Source organism: Cytobacillus sp. IB215316, from assembly GCF_033963865.1.
Classification (GTDB): Bacteria; Bacillota; Bacilli; order Bacillales; family SM2101; genus Nanhaiella; species Nanhaiella sioensis.
The window spans coordinates 1-15,478 of record NZ_JAXBMC010000019.1 but is presented as its reverse complement, the minus strand read 5'-3'; the positions used below and the strand labels follow the sequence as shown (position 1 = coordinate 15,478).

Below are 15,478 nucleotides of genomic sequence, written 5' to 3'. Positions count from 1 at the left end.
CATATGAATCTCGTATTAATGGGGCTCCCTGGTGCTGGTAAAGGTACGCAGGCAGAGCAAATTGTTAGCAAGTATAATATTCCTCACATATCAACAGGAGATATGTTCCGTGCTGCTATAAGTGAAGGAACTGAATTAGGCTTAAAAGCAAAGGCTTTTATGGATGAGGGCAAACTTGTTCCTGATGAAGTTACAATAGGTATTGTTCGTGAAAGATTGGGTAAAAATGATTGTAAAAATGGCTTTCTGTTAGATGGTTTCCCTCGAACAGTCGCTCAAGCAGAGGCGTTAGAACAATTGCTACATGCCATGAACAGTACGATAGATTTTGTTATCAATATAAATGTTGATAAATCTATACTATTAGATCGTTTAACAGGTAGAAGAATTTGCAAGAACTGTGGTTCCACATATCATCTAGTATTTAATCCACCACAACAAGAGGGCGTTTGCGACAAGTGTGGAGGAGAATTATATCAACGTGCTGATGATAATGAGGCTACTGTAGAAACTCGCCTAGAGGTAAACATTAAACAGTCAGAGCCTTTATTAAATTTCTACAAGCAAAAAGGTTATTTACAAAACATTGATGGACAACAAGCAATTGATAAAGTATTTGTAGATATAGATAAATTGCTTGGAGGCATATCTAAATGATTATTTGTAAGACCCCACGTGAGATAGAAATAATGCGTGAAGCAGGCCGTATCGTTGCTTTGACTCACAAGGAATTACAGAAACATATTAAACCTGGTATTACTACTAAGCAATTGGATACAATTGCTGAAGAGTTTATTCGGAAACATGATGCAATTCCATCATTTAAGGGGTATAATGGTTTTCGCGGGAGTATATGTGCTTCAGTAAACGAGGAGTTAGTTCACGGTATTCCTGGTGATCGTGTCTTAAAAGATGGAGACATCATCAGCATAGACATTGGGGCTAAATACAATGGATATCACGGTGATTCTGCTTGGACATATCCAGTTGGGAATATTACTGAAGAAACACAGAGGCTCTTAGATGTGACTGAGAATTCATTATATGAGGGTTTAAAAGAAGCTAAGTCTCATGTAAGATTATCAAACATCTCTCATGCGATCCAAACGTATGCTGAAGAAAATAATTTCTCAGTCGTTCGTGAGTATGTAGGCCACGGTGTTGGTCAAGATTTGCATGAAGATCCTCAAATACCACATTATGGTCCACCAAATAAAGGGCCGCGATTGAAACCAGGGATGGTATTGGCGATTGAGCCGATGATAAATGCAGGTAGTCGATATGTAAAAACGCTAGCAGATGACTGGACAGTTGTAACGGTTGATGGTAAAATGTGTGCACATTTTGAGCATACGATTGTTATTACAGAGACTGGTTATGAAATTTTAACAAAAGCCTAAGTGAAGGTGATAATAGTTGAACGATTCTGATTCGAGTCCGCGCATAGGTCAGTTTGTTTTAATCACTCAAGGCAGAGACGCTGGACAGTATGCAATAATTATAAAAAGTGTTGATGAGCGATTTGTTTTACTTGCGGATGGAGAAAAGCGAAAATATGATCGGCCAAAAAAGAAGAATATTCAACACCTTGAGTTTTTTGATTACGTATCTCCGGAAGTTCAGAACAGTATAAGTGAAACTGGTCGTGTGACAAACGGGAAATTGCGCTATGCATTAACAAAGTTTGTCAATGAGCAAGTTACTGATTTGAAGAAGGGAGAGCTTTTAGATGGCGAAAGACGATGTAATTGAAGTTGAAGGTACTGTCGTAGAAACATTACCAAATGCAATGTTTAAGGTAGAACTTGAAAACGGACATACAGTATTAGCACATGTTTCAGGTAAAATTCGTATGCATTTCATTCGAATCTTACCAGGAGATAAAGTTACTGTAGAATTATCACCATATGATTTAACTCGCGGACGGATTACGTACCGCTTTAAATAATTAAACTCCGTTATTACCAAGGAGGTTAGAACAGTGAAGGTAAGACCATCAGTTAAACCTATTTGTGAAAAATGTAAAGTTATTCGCAGAAATGGAAAAGTAATGGTTATTTGTGAAAACCCAAAACATAAACAAAAACAAGGATAAGCATAAGGAGGTGCACGTATAATGGCGCGTATTGCTGGTGTAGATATTCCTCGTGATAAACGTGTTGTAGTATCATTAACATATATTTTTGGTATTGGACGCACAAAAGCAGAGAAAATTCTAGCTGATGCAGGAGTTTCAGAAGATACTCGTGTGCGTGATTTAACTGAAGAAGAATTAGGGAAAATCCGTGATATCATCGACGGCTATAAAGTAGAGGGTGACCTTCGTCGTGAAGTATCATTAAATATTAAACGTCTAATCGAAATCGGTTCATATAGAGGAATTCGTCATCGTCGTGGATTACCAGTTCGAGGACAAAATTCTAAAAATAATGCTCGTACACGTAAAGGTCCACGTCGTACTGTAGCGAATAAGAAGAAATAGTAAAGGAGGTTCTTAAGAAATGGCACGTAAAACAAATACACGTAAACGTCGTGTGAAAAAGAATATTGAGTCTGGTATTGCACATATTCGTTCAACGTTTAATAATACAATCGTTACGATCACTGACGTTCATGGTAACGCGATTTCTTGGTCTAGCGCCGGTGCATTAGGTTTCAAAGGTTCTAAAAAATCTACTCCTTTTGCTGCTCAAATGGCTGCAGAAACGGCTGCCAAGACTTCTATAGAAAATGGCTTAAAAACACTTGAAGTAACTGTAAAAGGACCTGGAGCTGGACGTGAAGCTGCTATCCGTGCACTTCAAGCAGCAGGACTTGAAGTTACTGCAATTAAGGATGTTACACCTGTTCCACATAACGGATGTCGTCCACCAAAACGTCGCCGTGTATAATTTCTCTGTATAGATTTTGAATTCATGTCAATAATGGGTTATGATAAATCATTTTTATTGCGAAACAGATTAATTATTTTAGTTGTTGTGCACATTCGGGAACTTATTATTGGGGAATTTCGGTTAGACATCCATAGACAAACTAACATTAAATTGTCTAGCCGGGGTTTCGACGTTTTGAAGGAGGGTTTGTAATGATAGAAATTGAAAAACCAAAAATCGAAACGGTTGAGATCAGCGATGATGCCAAATACGGTAAATTCGTCATCGAGCCACTTGAGCGTGGATATGGTACAACTTTGGGTAACTCCTTACGTCGTATTCTATTATCCTCACTACCTGGTGCAGCTGTCACATCTATTCAAATAGATGGTGTACTGCATGAGTTCTCAACAATTGAAGGCGTCGTGGAAGATGTAACGTCTATTATTTTACACGTAAAGAAACTCGGATTGAAAATTTATTCAGACGAGGACAAGACGCTTGAAATTGATATACAAGGTGAAGGAGCTGTAACAGCTGCTGATATTACACATGATAGTGATGTGGAAATTCTTAACCCTGACCTTCATATCGCTACTTTAGCAAAAGATGGTCATTTGCGTATGAGATTAACCGCAAGACGTGGACGTGGATATACTTCAGCTGATGCAAATAAAAGTGAGGATCAACCAATAGGAGTGATTCCAATTGATTCGATTTTCACACCGGTATCTCGTGTTTCATATCAAGTTGAAAACACTCGTGTAGGTCAGTTGTCAAATTTTGATAAACTAACATTTGACGTATGGGCAGATGGAAGCACAGGTCCTAAAGAGGCTATTGCTCTTGGATCGAAAATTTTGACTGAGCACTTAAATATTTTTGTTGGTTTAACTGACGAAGCGCAAAATGCTGAAATCATGGTTGAAAAAGAAGAAGACCAAAAAGAAAAAGTGCTTGAGATGACAATTGAAGAATTAGATCTTTCAGTTCGTTCTTATAATTGTTTAAAACGTGCAGGTATTAACACTGTACAAGAACTAGCTCATAAAACCGAAGAAGACATGATGAAAGTACGAAACCTAGGTCGTAAGTCTTTAGAAGAGGTTAAAGCAAAGCTTGATGAGTTAGGGTTGGGATTGCGAAAAGATGACTAGTTATGAGACTCTTAACTAGCCATTTTCATGTTTTCCTTACTGCTATGATAACACTCTAAAAAGGAGGGACATCTCATGTCATATCGTAAATTAGGACGTACAAGCGCTCAACGTAAAGCGTTACTACGTGATTTAACTACTGATTTAATTATCAATGAACGCATTCAAACAACAGAGACACGTGCAAAAGAATTACGTTCTCTTGTAGATAAAATGATAACTTTAGGTAAGCGTGGAGATTTACATGCTCGCCGTCAAGCTGCAGCATTTATTCGTAATGAAGTTGCGAATGAAGAAACAGGTGACGACGCTCTTCAAAAGTTATTTGGCGATATTGCACCACGTTATGAAGAACGCCAAGGTGGTTACACTCGTATTATGAAAATGGGTCCACGTCGTGGAGACGGAGCACCAATGGTTATTATTGAATTAGTTTAATACTACTGAATGTTCAAAAGGAGATTTTTGAACATCTTTGTATGAGTAAATGAGGGCAGGACAGTTTTAATGACTGAATCTATGCCCTTTTTTGCTATTGTTTTTATACTATTAATAAATGTCTAAACTATGATGCTTCATATTTTTCTCTTTATAATGATAGCAGGGGCCAACAAGGGGCATTACAATTACTCTTGAAAATTATTAGGCGGATTGAGGTAAATCGAGAGTCTACGCTTAACGAACTGTCCACCCTCAGTGCATATCTCCTTTAAGTCTCCTCATCTTACCATCAGAACTAATGATGCAATAAAGTTTTTTTTATTTCTTAGGAAATATGTCGAATAATAGAGGAGGAAAGGATATGGGGAATGAACTATTATCAGTCAAAGGTGTTTCCTTTCGCTATAATGACCAATCACATTATGCGTTAAAAGATATATCATTTTCACTTAAAAATGGTGAATGGTTAGCAATTGTAGGCCATAATGGTTCTGGAAAATCAACACTGGCGAGAATATTGAATGGGTTGTTAATACCAGAGTCTGGAGAGGTATCAGTGGCTGGTATCACACTTACAAATGAGTCGATTTGGGATGTTCGTAAGAAAATTGGTATGGTGTTCCAAAATCCAGACAACCAATTTGTTGGTACAACTGTCATTGATGATGTAGCTTTTGGGTTAGAAAATAATGGGGTAGAACGTTCGGAAATGGTAGATCGCGTGGACGAAGCAATTAATAGAGTGAAAATGGAAGCGTTTGTTGATCAAGAGCCACATAATCTCTCCGGAGGACAGAAACAAAGAGTTGCAATTGCTGGTGTGTTAGCTGTGAGGCCTGATATTATTATTTTAGATGAAGCGACATCTATGCTTGATCCTAAAGGGAAAGAAGAAGTCTTAAGAACAATTAGAAAACTTAAAGATGAGCAAGTTATATCGGTCATTTCAATCACGCATGATTTGGATGAAGCAAGTAAAGCTGATCGTATATTGGTTATGAATAAGGGTAATATTTTCACGGAGGGACGACCCGAAGATATTTTTGCTTTAGAGAAGGAGCTCGTTAATATAGGTCTTGATCTTCCTTTCTCCGTTAGACTTAGTAAAAAAATGAGGCGAGCAGGTATTCCTTTGACAGTTGATCATTTAACAGATGAAGGATTGGTGGATGAGTTATGGACATTACAATACAAAATGTAGAACATAAATATCATCAACATACGCCTCTTGAACGATTAGCACTTTACGATATTAATTTAGCTATTAATTCAGGAACTTTTCTAGCAATCATTGGACACACTGGTTCAGGAAAATCGACTTTGTTACAACATTTGAATGGTCTATTAAAACCGACAGTAGGAAGTTTAACCGTTGGTGATATGACAATCGACTCTGAGAAAAAGAATAAAAAGATAAAGAAGCTTAGACAAAAAGTTGGCATTGTATTTCAATTTCCTGAACATCAATTATTTGAGGAAACAGTAGAAAAAGATATATGTTTTGGTCCAACTAACTTTGGTGTATCAGAGAAAGAAGCGAAGAAGAAGGCACAGGAAGCGTTGGAGTTAGTTGGATTACCAAGTGAATTTTTGCAAAGGTCACCCTTTGACTTAAGTGGTGGTCAAATGAGAAGAGTAGCAATTGCTGGAGTTTTAGCAATGGAACCAGAAGTTCTTGTGTTAGATGAGCCAACAGCTGGGTTAGATCCTAGAGGGCGTACAGAGATAATGGATATGTTCTATAAACTACATCAACAGAAGAAGATAACGACGGTATTGGTAACTCATAGCATGGAGGATGCAGCAAAGTATGCTGATGAGATTGTTGTCATGGATAATGGTACGATTAGAATGAAGGGGAAACCAGAAGAAGTATTTTCTCAGCCACAGGAGCTAGTCAAGCTAGGGTTAGATGTTCCTGAAGCATTAAAGTTCAAGATGAAGCTAGAAAGCAAATTTGGTATTCAGCTATCGTCCACATGCCTTACGATCGACGATGCACTAGAACAAGCACAATTGATTATGGGTAAGGTGAAGCAGCATGATGGATAAAATTATAATAGGTAGGTATGTACCAGGTTCTTCAATTGTCCATCAGTTGGACCCTCGTTCGAAATTATCATTAATATTTCTTTATGTCATAGTTGTTTTTTTAGCAAATAATGAGCTTACATATGGGATTTTATGTTTATATACAATAGGTATGATGTTGCTAACTCGAATACCTATTCGCTTTATTTTGAAAGGGCTAAAACTCATATTTTGGATTATTATTTTTACTTTCATATTACATATTTTTGTAACTAAGGAAGGTGCACTATTATTTAGTTTAGGATGGATTGAAATCTATGAAGAAGGCATCAGGCAAGGTGTATTTATCTCCCTACGTTTTTTAAATTTGATTTTAATGACGTCTATGCTTACGTTAACGACAACACCAATAGAAATTACAGATGGGATGGAAAGTCTATTAAACCCATTCAAACGGTTTGGTTTGCCTGTTCATGAGATTGCTTTAATGATGTCTATATCACTTCGGTTTATACCGACATTAATGCAAGAAACAGAAAAAATAATTAAGGCTCAAACAGCTAGGGGAGCAGACTTCACAAGTGGACCAATAAAAGATCGAATAAAGTCAATTGTTCCTTTGTTAATTCCTCTGTTTATTAGCGCGTTTAAGAGAGCTGAAGATTTAGCAACAGCCATGGAGGCAAGAGGTTATCGTGGTGGTGAGGGTAGAACGAAATTTCATCAATTGCAGTGGCATAGTAGAGATACCATTGTAATTATTAGTCCTTTATTAGTATCTGTTTTGTTATTTTTATTAAGAAGTTAATGGAGAAGGTAGAAAAATCATGCAACGTTTAAAATGTACAATAGCCTATGATGGGTCACAATTTAATGGATTTCAAACTCAGACTCTACCAAATCAGCGGACCGTGCAAGGTTACCTTGAGAAAGCCTTAATGAAAATTCATAAGGGACATCATGTTGCAATCTATGCTTCAGGAAGAACAGATTCGGGTGTTCATGCTTATGGACAGGTCATCCATTTCGACTCACCATTAGATATTCCTGCGAACAGGTGGCCCGCTGCATTAAATTCGATTGTCCCTGGTGACATTGTTATTAAGGAAGTCGTGCAGGTAGACCCAACATTTCATGCGCGCTACGATGTAACTTCAAAGGAATATAGGTATAAAATACTAAGGTCAAAACAATATGATGTATTCACTAGAAAGTATGTATATCATTATCCATATCCCCTTGATCTTTCAGCTATGAAAATGGCGAAAGAATATTTAATTGGTACTCATGATTTTACAAGCTTTTGCTCAGCTAAAACGGCAAAAGAAGATAAAGTTCGAACAATTTATTATATAGATTTGTATGAAGAAAACGATGAGCTGATTTTGCACTTTAATGGGTCAGGGTTTTTATATAATATGGTGAGAATTCTTGTCGGTACATTATTAAAAGTAGGTCAAGGAAAAATAAAGCCTCAGGATATAAAAACTATTTTAGAGCAAAAAAATCGGATGCTAGCGGGGCAAACGGCGCCATCTCATGGATTGTATTTATGGCAAGTGAATTATGACAACTAAACCTGGTGTAACATTTTCTTGACAATAGTCTCATAAAGATTTATTATATCATATGGTATGTATTTTAAAACCACGATTAGCCCCGGAAAAATCGTGTTGAATAATATATGTAACCAATCATGGATTTTTTTATTTAGGAGGGAAAATCATGCGTACAACTTTTATGGCAAAGCCAGCAGAAGTACAACGTAAATGGTACGTGGTTGATGCTGAAGGAAAGACTTTAGGTCGTCTTGCAAGCGAAATTGCATCGATTTTACGTGGTAAACATAAACCAACTTATACACCACATGTTGATACTGGTGATCATGTAATCATCATCAATGCAGAGAAAATTGAACTTACAGGTAAGAAATTAACTGACAAACTATATTACCGTCATAGTCAACATCCAGGCGGATTAAAAGTAAGAACTGCGCTTGAAATGCGTACGAACTATCCAGAAAGAATGCTAGAAGGCGCAATTCGTGGTATGTTACCAAAAGGCTCATTAGGTCGTCAAATGTTTAAAAAGTTACATGTATATGCTGGTAACGAACATCCACATCAAGCACAACAACCTGAAGTTTACGAACTTCGCGGATAATATTTTAGGAGGGTATTAATTTGGCACAGGTACAATATTATGGCACAGGCCGTCGTAAAAGCTCTGTTGCTCGTGTACGTTTAGTTCCTGGTGACGGACGTATCGTGATCAACGATCGTGATATTGAAAACTATATTCCATTTGCAGCATTAAGAGAAGTTGTAAAACAACCACTTGAAGCAACTGAAACTACAGGTGCTTATGACGTTTTAGTTAACGTTCATGGCGGTGGATATACTGGGCAAGCTGGTGCAATTCGTCACGGTATCGCACGTGCGTTACTACAAGCTGATCCAGAATTTCGCCCAACATTAAAGCGTGCTGGTTTATTAACTCGTGATGCTCGTATGAAAGAACGTAAAAAATACGGTCTTAAAGGCGCTCGTCGTGCACCACAGTTCTCAAAACGTTAATTTTATTTACGTTTCAAAGACTCTCAACCAAATTGGTTGGGGGTCTTTTTTATTGACTGTTTCTACTGATTATTGTTTTTTGAATTAAGTAATACATACACTACTAGAGTGTATGACACCAATTACTTCTGTTGAAAAATCGACAATAGCAACAAAGGTTACGATAAAAAAGCCTTTTGTTCAACTATTTTTAAATTAACATACTTACTAAATGTTATGACTAACTAGTGTTCAGATGAATAAACCCTTAAAACGATGGGAATATCAAAAAAGTTCGATCACATGCAGTTTCGCCGCATGTCCCCAGGAAGTCACTCCACTCACCTCTTTTCATTAAGACAAAAAACACTATCTAACGTTTGTCGTGGTCAAACAGCAGGGCATTCTTTTCTAATGGCTGTTTTGTGTTAATTGGTGTTTTTCGTTCATAGGTAGAAGCACGTATACACTAGCCTTCGTGGCACCTTTTCTTTAAACACATCAGTTACTTATATGTAAATGAAAAAAGCAACAAAGTTTACGAATAAAGCCTTTCGTACTACTTGTTATACAGATATATGGAGCGCCTATTCTTAGCTAAAGAAGATCAGCAGTGCCTACTGAATGGGAGCATGTTATAAGAGATAGAGATGTCCTCAACTTTTCTTAATTGGTAAAGACAGTAACGTATGAAGCTTTTAGGGAAGTGTAAACTACTTTCAAAAGGGGTTGAATAAGAAATGAACGTTATAACAACTTTTGCTGCAAAGCAGAAGGAAAAGCAAGTCATTTACGAACGGAAAATGCTAAGAGAGCTATCTCTTGAAATTTTAAAAAAACAAGTTGAACAAACTTTTAGTGATTTTTACAAACTAGGTGTTGTGGCGATTAGTGCTATTGAGGATGGATGTGTTGACGTCGCTGTAGAATCATATTTGCTGGGAGCAAGCTATAGTCGATTTGGTTATTTTGGTGAACCTTTAGAAAAGGTAAAGTTAAGGTGTATAACAGAAGAAAAGTATTTAATTAATACTTTGTATGATTACGTTATATATTGGGGGAACGTGGATGATTTTAGTTTAATGAATGAATCAATGTATTACACATGCGAACATTTTGTTAGTTATTGGTTTAATGAAGGTTTTTATAAAGGGGAAAAACGGTATCGAATGAAATTGCACTAGCAAACGGTGATAGGTGTCTATAACATAAAAAAATAAGTTGATCATGTTCTTCGCAGCTCATCTTGCATTTTTAACGATAGGCATAAAGCTAGATGGTCTATTTTTGCCTCTTGTCCCATATAGTGTTTACAAGGAAAAAGTGGGAGGCAGAGACAAAGTGAAGAAAAAACTGAAATTTGCTGGATACTTAATAGGCTTTATTATCCTACTAATAATCGTTCAATACCAGTTTACAGAAAATGCTTCATGGAAATCGTGGAATTTACCTCTATCTGGTAAGATAATTATTTTAGACCCTGGCCACGGTGGCCCTGACGGAGGGGCAGTTGGTGGTGATGTGCTTGAGAAAGATGTAGCTTTAAAGGTTAGTATTTTATTGAAAGATCTTCTGCAGGAACAGGGTGCGCTCGTTATTTTGACCCGTGAAGATGATCACGACCTCGCATCTAGCGGTACAAAGGGCTATAGCAAAAGGAAGACTGAGGATTTGAAAAAAAGAGCAGAAATGATTAATGAGTCGCAAGGGGACTTATTTATCAGTGTTCACTTAAATGCGATACCTTCATCAAAATATAGGGGGGCACAAACGTTTTATAACCCCAATTATATTGAAAATAAAGAAATCGCAAGGTTTATACAAGATGAGTTTCGAACAACTCTAGAGAATACTACGAGAAAAGCTAAGGCAATTAGTGGTGTGTACTTATTGAAAAATGCAAATATACCTGGTTCCTTGGTCGAAGTAGGATTTTTGTCTAATAGTGCTGAAAGGGATTTACTATCTGATGACACATATCAAGAAAAACTAGCGTTTTCCATATATAAAGGGATTATTAGATATTTCTCTAACGAGGAGAAGGCTCCTGAGTAATAGTTAATTATTGTGAATTCTTTTAGCCGTCATATGTAATTATGGTATACTAACAGGTGAACGTATGAAAACGAATACACAAAAAGGACGGTGTAATAATTGATAACGAAAGATCAAGTAGTTGAGCTATTACGTCAATTAAAAGATCCATTTTTACATAAAACTTTTGAAGAAACCGGTGCGATCCAGGACATAAATATTAAAGAAGAGAAAGGGCATGTAAGTGTAAAAATTGCATTATCAAAGATTGGTACATCCGAGCAGTTGCAAATACAAGGACATATCGTACAAGTATTAAAGGATGCCGGTGCTAAATCTGTTGGGCTGCGTTTTTCAGAATTACCGAAGGACAAAACTGCCAAGTCGGAAAGTCCATCACCCTCTGAGGAAGGTAGTAATTCACCATTATCAACAGGTAGCAACACTAAGTTTATTGCGATTGCAAGTGGTAAAGGTGGGGTTGGAAAATCAACTGTTTCTGTTAATTTAGCTGTATCTTTAGCACGGCTAGGGAAAAAAGTAGGCCTAGTAGATGCTGATATATATGGATTTAGTGTACCAGACATGATGGGTATTACGAAGAGACCAGTTGTTAGAGGCGAGAAAATCATTCCTGTTGAAAGATTAGGAGTAAAAGTGGTTTCAATGGGATTCTTTGTCGAAGATAATGCACCTATTATTTGGAGAGGCCCAATGTTAGGAAAGATGCTTAATAGCTTTTTTCAAGAGGTAGAATGGGGCGAGTTGGATTATCTATTGTTAGATTTACCTCCTGGAACAGGGGATGTTGCGTTAGATGTCCATGCAATGCTACCTTCTTGTAAGGAAATTATTGTGACAACACCACATCCTACTGCCGCTTTTGTAGCTGCTCGTGCAGGTGCTATGGCTCTGCGCACTGAGCATGAAGTTATTGGTGTCATTGAAAATATGTCTTATTTTGAAAGCAAGCTGACAGGGGAAAAGGAATATGTCTTTGGAAATGGCGGTGGCACGAAATTAGCGAAGGAGCTACAAACAGAACTGCTAGGACAACTCCCGTTACAGCAACCAGATTGGGATGATGATGATTTTGCACCTTCTATTTATGCTGAAGATCATCAACTTGGTAAAATTTATATGAACATGGCTGAAAGGGTTACATCGATTGTATAAATGGTCGTAGATTCTTATTAGACAGAGGGTCAACCCTACAATTTTTTGTAATTGTAAGGTAGACCCTTTTTATTTGCTTCTTTCAAATACTTGTAAGAGGTTACCCTCCCCCTCCATTACCTCCTGAATCATCTCCACCTTCTTCATTATCAGCGCTTTGTTCTTCATCGTCGCCCTTTTCACCGCTTTGTAATTCCTCCGCACCTTTTAATAGAATTTCTTGAATCTTAACTTTAAATAAGGGGCTTTCTATTGTTTCTGTTATAACCTTTTGTAGGTGAGTCCGATATTCTTTACCTTTAAGCACAGTTAAAGTTTGCTGTTCCATCTCTGGATTTTGAAAAAGTTCTAGCATCATTCCTTGGTATTCAGGATCTTTCATTAATTCCTTTATTAATTTTTCCTGTTCTTCTTGCAGGCCCTTTGCAAAGCTTTCTGCAAATTCAGGATCTGATAGACTTTCTTTCCAAAAATCAGTAGCTTCTTTAGAAGTAAGTGATTTTTCAATTGCAGCTGTAACAATTGTTTGGTCCATAATTAATTGTTGCTTCATGCCGTCCTCAGACATAATGTCTTGAATCGCCTTTTTTCCTTCATCAGTCTTTAAAATATCAACAATCATTTTCTTTGATTGTTCATAATCCAATTCTTGTGCTTGTTCCTGCTGTCCGCACCCACTAGCCGTTAAAATTGTGACTATGATAAATAGGAGCAACACGTTTGTTTTCATTGCTCACTAACTCCTTTCAGGGTTGTCCTATACTTTAGGATAGTTTATCTACAAAAAATTATACGTTGTTAATACTGAAAATGTGGTATTTTCACCAGTCGATTGGTACAATCATTAGGAGAATGTGTAATGGAGGAGTCTTGCTGTGAATAGTCGAAATTGGGTTCGTTTATTTATGTCGACCTTAGCTGTTGGAGGAATTAGCGCAGGTATTATTGGATTTATTGTAAAGTGGAGTGAATACAAAGAACTATTCTCTTCGTTTGAATTTATGGATATTGTATTGGCATTTATTTGGTTTGTTGGTGTAGGCCTTATATTTAGTGTTATTAGTCAAATGGGATTTTTTGCTTATTTAACGATCCATCGTTTTGGCTTAGGGATCTTTCGGTCGGTGAAGTTATGGAATGCAGTACAAATTGTATTAGTTGTATTTGTGTTATTTGATCTTATATATTTTAGATATAAATTGTTTGCAGATGAGGGAGATTCAATATTCTCGTACATCGTAGTAGCTTTAATCATTGCTCTTGTAGGCATTGTTGTTGCATTGTTAAAAAAGCAACAAACAAATAAACAGGCATTTGTCCCAGCTATGTTTTTTATGATAGTCGTAACAATTATAGAGTTAATACCAGCGGTTCAAGCAAATGATGATAGTTGGTTATATTTGATGCTTTTTCCCCTATTGCTATGTAACATGTACCAGCTACTAATATTACCGAAATTTACTAATAGCTAATAATTTGTTTCAAAAAAATGAGTGGAGGTTTAACCCACTCATTTTTTTTCAAATAGAGAGGAATTTCTTATTCCCGTCATCTCAATTAATTTCTCCGCTTTTTGTATCTGTGTTTGTAATAAGTTCAGTCACTGTAACATTTTTGTATCCTTTCTTTTTTATAAATTGAATAATTGATGGAAGTGCCTCAGCCGTTTGACTGGCAGAGTCAGAGGCGTGAAGTAAAATAATGTCTCCACCATTAAGGTTTTTTGTAACATTTTTAGTTATTTCTTTCGTACCAGGCCGTAGCCAGTCTTGTGAATCTATGCTCCAATGTACAACAGTGTATCCAACTTCGGATGCGGTAGTAATCACTTCTTCATTTATATTCCCAGTAGGTGGTCGTAGTAGCGGGGCAGCTTTTACTTGTAATACCTTAAATACGTCCTTAGATTTTAAAATATCGGTTTTAATCTCACTAGCTTCTAGCTCTGAATAATCCTTATAACTATATCCTTTGCTGCCTATTTCATGTCCGTCTTCTGCAATTTGAGTTACGACTTCAGGATGTCGTTCAGCCCAATCTGCTAAAATGAAAAAAGTTGAATTCACTTTTTCTTTTTTTAATACCTCTAGGATGTTTAATATATGTTCGTCACCCCAATTGACATCAAATGTTAAAGCTATTTTCTCCCCTCGTTCATCTCCTTTATAAATAGCTCTAGGACCATCCTCAGTCGAAAAAACTGTATTATTTAGCGCGTTTTCAAGATAAAGAAAAATAGCTGTAAATAAAGCAGCAACAATAATTATTAGTGCTTGTTTTCCCTTTTTACCATTTACAACGACAAAGAAATTCATATAACCCCCTCCTCTTTTCTTACAGCTGGTTCGTATTCATTGTTGTTTTTTGTACTAAGAAATAAATATGTAACCTATTAAGATGCGTATCATCCTTTTTGCTAGAACCTAATAACAACAAAGTTTACGAAAAAGCCTAGCTTACACGATTACTTGTCTACATACTATGCTCCCTAATAGAAGATATGATAAAAGACTGACTACTAAAGAAAAAATTTCATAAAACTGTTTCACAGTGGAAATAACTAGAATAACTAATAGTGAGGTGACATTATGCTTGGACTTTTAGTAACAAAAAAGGAAATAAAAGAAATTGAATACTTAATAAAAAGAGAGTTAGAAGAATTGCTACTTGATTTTCAAGATTCTCGAATTGACTATGTAGTTAAGCGTGCAATGGAGGAAAGATATCAAATATTGTTTCAACTATTTAGAAAGGTTGCAACACCGTCAGAGTGTAATCGGTATGTTCGCTCAAAAAAAGCATATTTTTCAGAATGATAAGTGATGATATAAAAGCATTGAAGACCTTTTGAATTATAAATATATAGCGTTCATACCCAATGCTTATTATTTAAATCTTGTTACGACATTTTGTTCTTTTAAAAAAGCAAAAAAACATATTGACATCATAGTATGAGGGTGATATATTAATAAACGTCGCTGATAAACAACGCGATAACATAGATGACAGCATGAAAAAACATTTAAAAAAATGTTGACATCAATAAAGAAAAATGTTAAATTAATAAAGTCGCTTCTGAGCGATAGCAACAAAAAATGTTCTTTGAAAACTAAACAAAGCAAAAGCGTCAACGTTAATTTTTTGAACAAATGAGCAATCAAACTTTATTGGAGAGTTTGATCCTGGCTCAGGACGAACGCTGGCGGCGTGC

At 36.4% G+C, this 15,478-nt stretch carries 22 protein-coding genes; 20 read left to right on the top strand and 2 right to left on the bottom strand.

The features are described from left to right. Positions 1-3 precede the first annotated feature (3 nt). The 18 genes from SLH48_RS19835 (at position 4) to SLH48_RS19750 (ending at position 12,267) form a co-directional block, all read left to right on the top strand. Positions 4-657: an adenylate kinase gene (locus SLH48_RS19835; protein WP_320259553.1), complete on the top strand. Its 654-nt coding sequence runs from the start codon at positions 4-6 to the stop codon at positions 655-657. Next, complete coding sequence (gene map / locus SLH48_RS19830; protein WP_320211084.1) at positions 654-1,400, top strand: type I methionyl aminopeptidase; 747 nt, start codon at positions 654-656, stop codon at positions 1,398-1,400. Before SLH48_RS19835 ends, map begins: the two co-directional genes overlap by 4 nt. A 16-nt stretch (positions 1,401-1,416) precedes the next feature. Next, complete coding sequence (locus SLH48_RS19825) at positions 1,417-1,752, top strand: KOW domain-containing RNA-binding protein (RefSeq protein WP_214483833.1); 336 nt, start codon at positions 1,417-1,419, stop codon at positions 1,750-1,752. Beyond that, positions 1,730-1,948: a translation initiation factor IF-1 gene (gene infA, locus SLH48_RS19820; RefSeq protein ID WP_003348578.1), complete on the top strand. Its 219-nt coding sequence runs from the start codon at positions 1,730-1,732 to the stop codon at positions 1,946-1,948. Before SLH48_RS19825 ends, infA begins: the two co-directional genes overlap by 23 nt. Before the next feature lie 33 nt (positions 1,949-1,981). Further along, complete coding sequence (gene rpmJ / locus SLH48_RS19815) at positions 1,982-2,095, top strand: 50S ribosomal protein L36 (protein WP_017473641.1); 114 nt, start codon at positions 1,982-1,984, stop codon at positions 2,093-2,095. 21 nt (positions 2,096-2,116) lie between these two features. Further along, a complete protein-coding gene (gene rpsM / locus SLH48_RS19810) occupies positions 2,117-2,482 on the top strand; it encodes a 30S ribosomal protein S13 (protein ID WP_214483832.1) in 366 nt (121 codons plus the stop codon). A gap of 19 nt (positions 2,483-2,501) precedes the next feature. Next, positions 2,502-2,891, top strand: a complete 390-nt coding sequence (gene rpsK, locus SLH48_RS19805) for a 30S ribosomal protein S11 (protein WP_214483831.1) — start codon at positions 2,502-2,504, stop codon at positions 2,889-2,891. Positions 2,892-3,085: 194 nt separating this feature from the next. Continuing rightward, positions 3,086-4,030, top strand: a complete 945-nt coding sequence (locus tag SLH48_RS19800; RefSeq protein WP_320211083.1) for a DNA-directed RNA polymerase subunit alpha — start codon at positions 3,086-3,088, stop codon at positions 4,028-4,030. Between the two features lie 75 nt (positions 4,031-4,105). Beyond that, the gene (rplQ, locus tag SLH48_RS19795; protein WP_214483830.1) at positions 4,106-4,468 is read left to right on the top strand and encodes a 50S ribosomal protein L17; all 363 of its coding nucleotides are present in this window, start codon (positions 4,106-4,108) and stop codon (positions 4,466-4,468) included. 364 nt (positions 4,469-4,832) lie between these two features. Continuing rightward, positions 4,833-5,672, top strand: a complete 840-nt coding sequence (locus SLH48_RS19790) for an energy-coupling factor ABC transporter ATP-binding protein (RefSeq protein WP_214483829.1) — start codon at positions 4,833-4,835, stop codon at positions 5,670-5,672. After that, positions 5,648-6,523 (top strand): energy-coupling factor ABC transporter ATP-binding protein, encoded by an 876-nt coding sequence (locus tag SLH48_RS19785; RefSeq protein WP_320259552.1) that lies wholly within the window; start codon positions 5,648-5,650, stop codon positions 6,521-6,523. The genes SLH48_RS19790 and SLH48_RS19785 overlap by 25 nt, the downstream gene beginning before the upstream one ends. Beyond that, the gene (locus tag SLH48_RS19780) at positions 6,513-7,310 is read left to right on the top strand and encodes an energy-coupling factor transporter transmembrane component T (protein ID WP_320259551.1); all 798 of its coding nucleotides are present in this window, start codon (positions 6,513-6,515) and stop codon (positions 7,308-7,310) included. Before SLH48_RS19785 ends, SLH48_RS19780 begins: the two co-directional genes overlap by 11 nt. A 19-nt stretch (positions 7,311-7,329) precedes the next feature. After that, on the top strand, positions 7,330-8,079 hold the full coding sequence (truA, locus tag SLH48_RS19775; protein WP_320259550.1) for a tRNA pseudouridine(38-40) synthase TruA: 750 nt from the start codon (positions 7,330-7,332) through the stop codon (positions 8,077-8,079). Positions 8,080-8,227: 148 nt separating this feature from the next. Next, on the top strand, positions 8,228-8,665 hold the full coding sequence (rplM, locus tag SLH48_RS19770; protein WP_214483825.1) for a 50S ribosomal protein L13: 438 nt from the start codon (positions 8,228-8,230) through the stop codon (positions 8,663-8,665). 20 nt (positions 8,666-8,685) lie between these two features. Next, a complete protein-coding gene (rpsI, locus tag SLH48_RS19765) occupies positions 8,686-9,078 on the top strand; it encodes a 30S ribosomal protein S9 (protein WP_214483824.1) in 393 nt (130 codons plus the stop codon). A 719-nt stretch (positions 9,079-9,797) separates the two neighbouring features. Continuing rightward, positions 9,798-10,241: a YbaK family protein gene (locus tag SLH48_RS19760; protein WP_320259549.1), complete on the top strand. Its 444-nt coding sequence runs from the start codon at positions 9,798-9,800 to the stop codon at positions 10,239-10,241. A gap of 157 nt (positions 10,242-10,398) precedes the next feature. Beyond that, the gene (gene cwlD / locus SLH48_RS19755; RefSeq protein ID WP_320259548.1) at positions 10,399-11,112 is read left to right on the top strand and encodes an N-acetylmuramoyl-L-alanine amidase CwlD; all 714 of its coding nucleotides are present in this window, start codon (positions 10,399-10,401) and stop codon (positions 11,110-11,112) included. 99 nt (positions 11,113-11,211) lie between these two features. Continuing rightward, entirely contained in the window at positions 11,212-12,267 is a 1,056-nt protein-coding gene (locus SLH48_RS19750) for a P-loop NTPase (protein WP_214483821.1), read from the top strand. A gap of 100 nt (positions 12,268-12,367) precedes the next feature. Here SLH48_RS19750 and gerD read toward each other — a convergent pair whose 3' ends face one another. Beyond that, a complete protein-coding gene (gerD, locus tag SLH48_RS19745; RefSeq protein WP_320259547.1) occupies positions 12,368-12,997 on the bottom strand; it encodes a spore germination lipoprotein GerD in 630 nt (209 codons plus the stop codon). A 145-nt stretch (positions 12,998-13,142) separates the two neighbouring features. Here gerD and SLH48_RS19740 point away from each other — a divergent pair, with 145 nt between their 5' ends. After that, entirely contained in the window at positions 13,143-13,739 is a 597-nt protein-coding gene (locus SLH48_RS19740) for a KinB-signaling pathway activation protein (RefSeq protein ID WP_320259546.1), read from the top strand. Positions 13,740-13,820: 81 nt separating this feature from the next. Here SLH48_RS19740 and pdaB read toward each other — a convergent pair whose 3' ends face one another. Then, a complete protein-coding gene (pdaB, locus tag SLH48_RS19735; RefSeq protein WP_320259545.1) occupies positions 13,821-14,582 on the bottom strand; it encodes a polysaccharide deacetylase family sporulation protein PdaB in 762 nt (253 codons plus the stop codon). A gap of 273 nt (positions 14,583-14,855) precedes the next feature. On the opposite strand from pdaB, the gene SLH48_RS19730 reads away from it, so the two are divergent. Next, positions 14,856-15,083 (top strand): hypothetical protein, encoded by a 228-nt coding sequence (locus SLH48_RS19730; RefSeq protein WP_214483817.1) that lies wholly within the window; start codon positions 14,856-14,858, stop codon positions 15,081-15,083. Positions 15,084-15,478: the final 395 nt, after the last annotated feature.

Coding starts and splice junctions, on each gene's coding strand:
- rplQ (WP_214483830.1), top strand. CDS start 4,106: ATGTCATATCGTAAATTAGGACGTACAAGCGCTCAACGTAAAGCGTTA.
- truA (WP_320259550.1), top strand. CDS start 7,330: ATGCAACGTTTAAAATGTACAATAGCCTATGATGGGTCACAATTTAAT.
- gerD (WP_320259547.1), bottom strand. CDS start 12,997: ATGAAAACAAACGTGTTGCTCCTATTTATCATAGTCACAATTTTAACG.
- SLH48_RS19790 (WP_214483829.1), top strand. CDS start 4,833: ATGGGGAATGAACTATTATCAGTCAAAGGTGTTTCCTTTCGCTATAAT.
- SLH48_RS19800 (WP_320211083.1), top strand. CDS start 3,086: ATGATAGAAATTGAAAAACCAAAAATCGAAACGGTTGAGATCAGCGAT.
- rpsK (WP_214483831.1), top strand. CDS start 2,502: ATGGCACGTAAAACAAATACACGTAAACGTCGTGTGAAAAAGAATATT.
- rplM (WP_214483825.1), top strand. CDS start 8,228: ATGCGTACAACTTTTATGGCAAAGCCAGCAGAAGTACAACGTAAATGG.
- SLH48_RS19780 (WP_320259551.1), top strand. CDS start 6,513: ATGATGGATAAAATTATAATAGGTAGGTATGTACCAGGTTCTTCAATT.
- SLH48_RS19760 (WP_320259549.1), top strand. CDS start 9,798: ATGAACGTTATAACAACTTTTGCTGCAAAGCAGAAGGAAAAGCAAGTC.
- pdaB (WP_320259545.1), bottom strand. CDS start 14,582: ATGAATTTCTTTGTCGTTGTAAATGGTAAAAAGGGAAAACAAGCACTA.
- rpsM (WP_214483832.1), top strand. CDS start 2,117: ATGGCGCGTATTGCTGGTGTAGATATTCCTCGTGATAAACGTGTTGTA.
- map (WP_320211084.1), top strand. CDS start 654: ATGATTATTTGTAAGACCCCACGTGAGATAGAAATAATGCGTGAAGCA.
- SLH48_RS19785 (WP_320259552.1), top strand. CDS start 5,648: ATGGACATTACAATACAAAATGTAGAACATAAATATCATCAACATACG.
- SLH48_RS19835 (WP_320259553.1), top strand. CDS start 4: ATGAATCTCGTATTAATGGGGCTCCCTGGTGCTGGTAAAGGTACGCAG.
- SLH48_RS19730 (WP_214483817.1), top strand. CDS start 14,856: ATGCTTGGACTTTTAGTAACAAAAAAGGAAATAAAAGAAATTGAATAC.
- infA (WP_003348578.1), top strand. CDS start 1,730: ATGGCGAAAGACGATGTAATTGAAGTTGAAGGTACTGTCGTAGAAACA.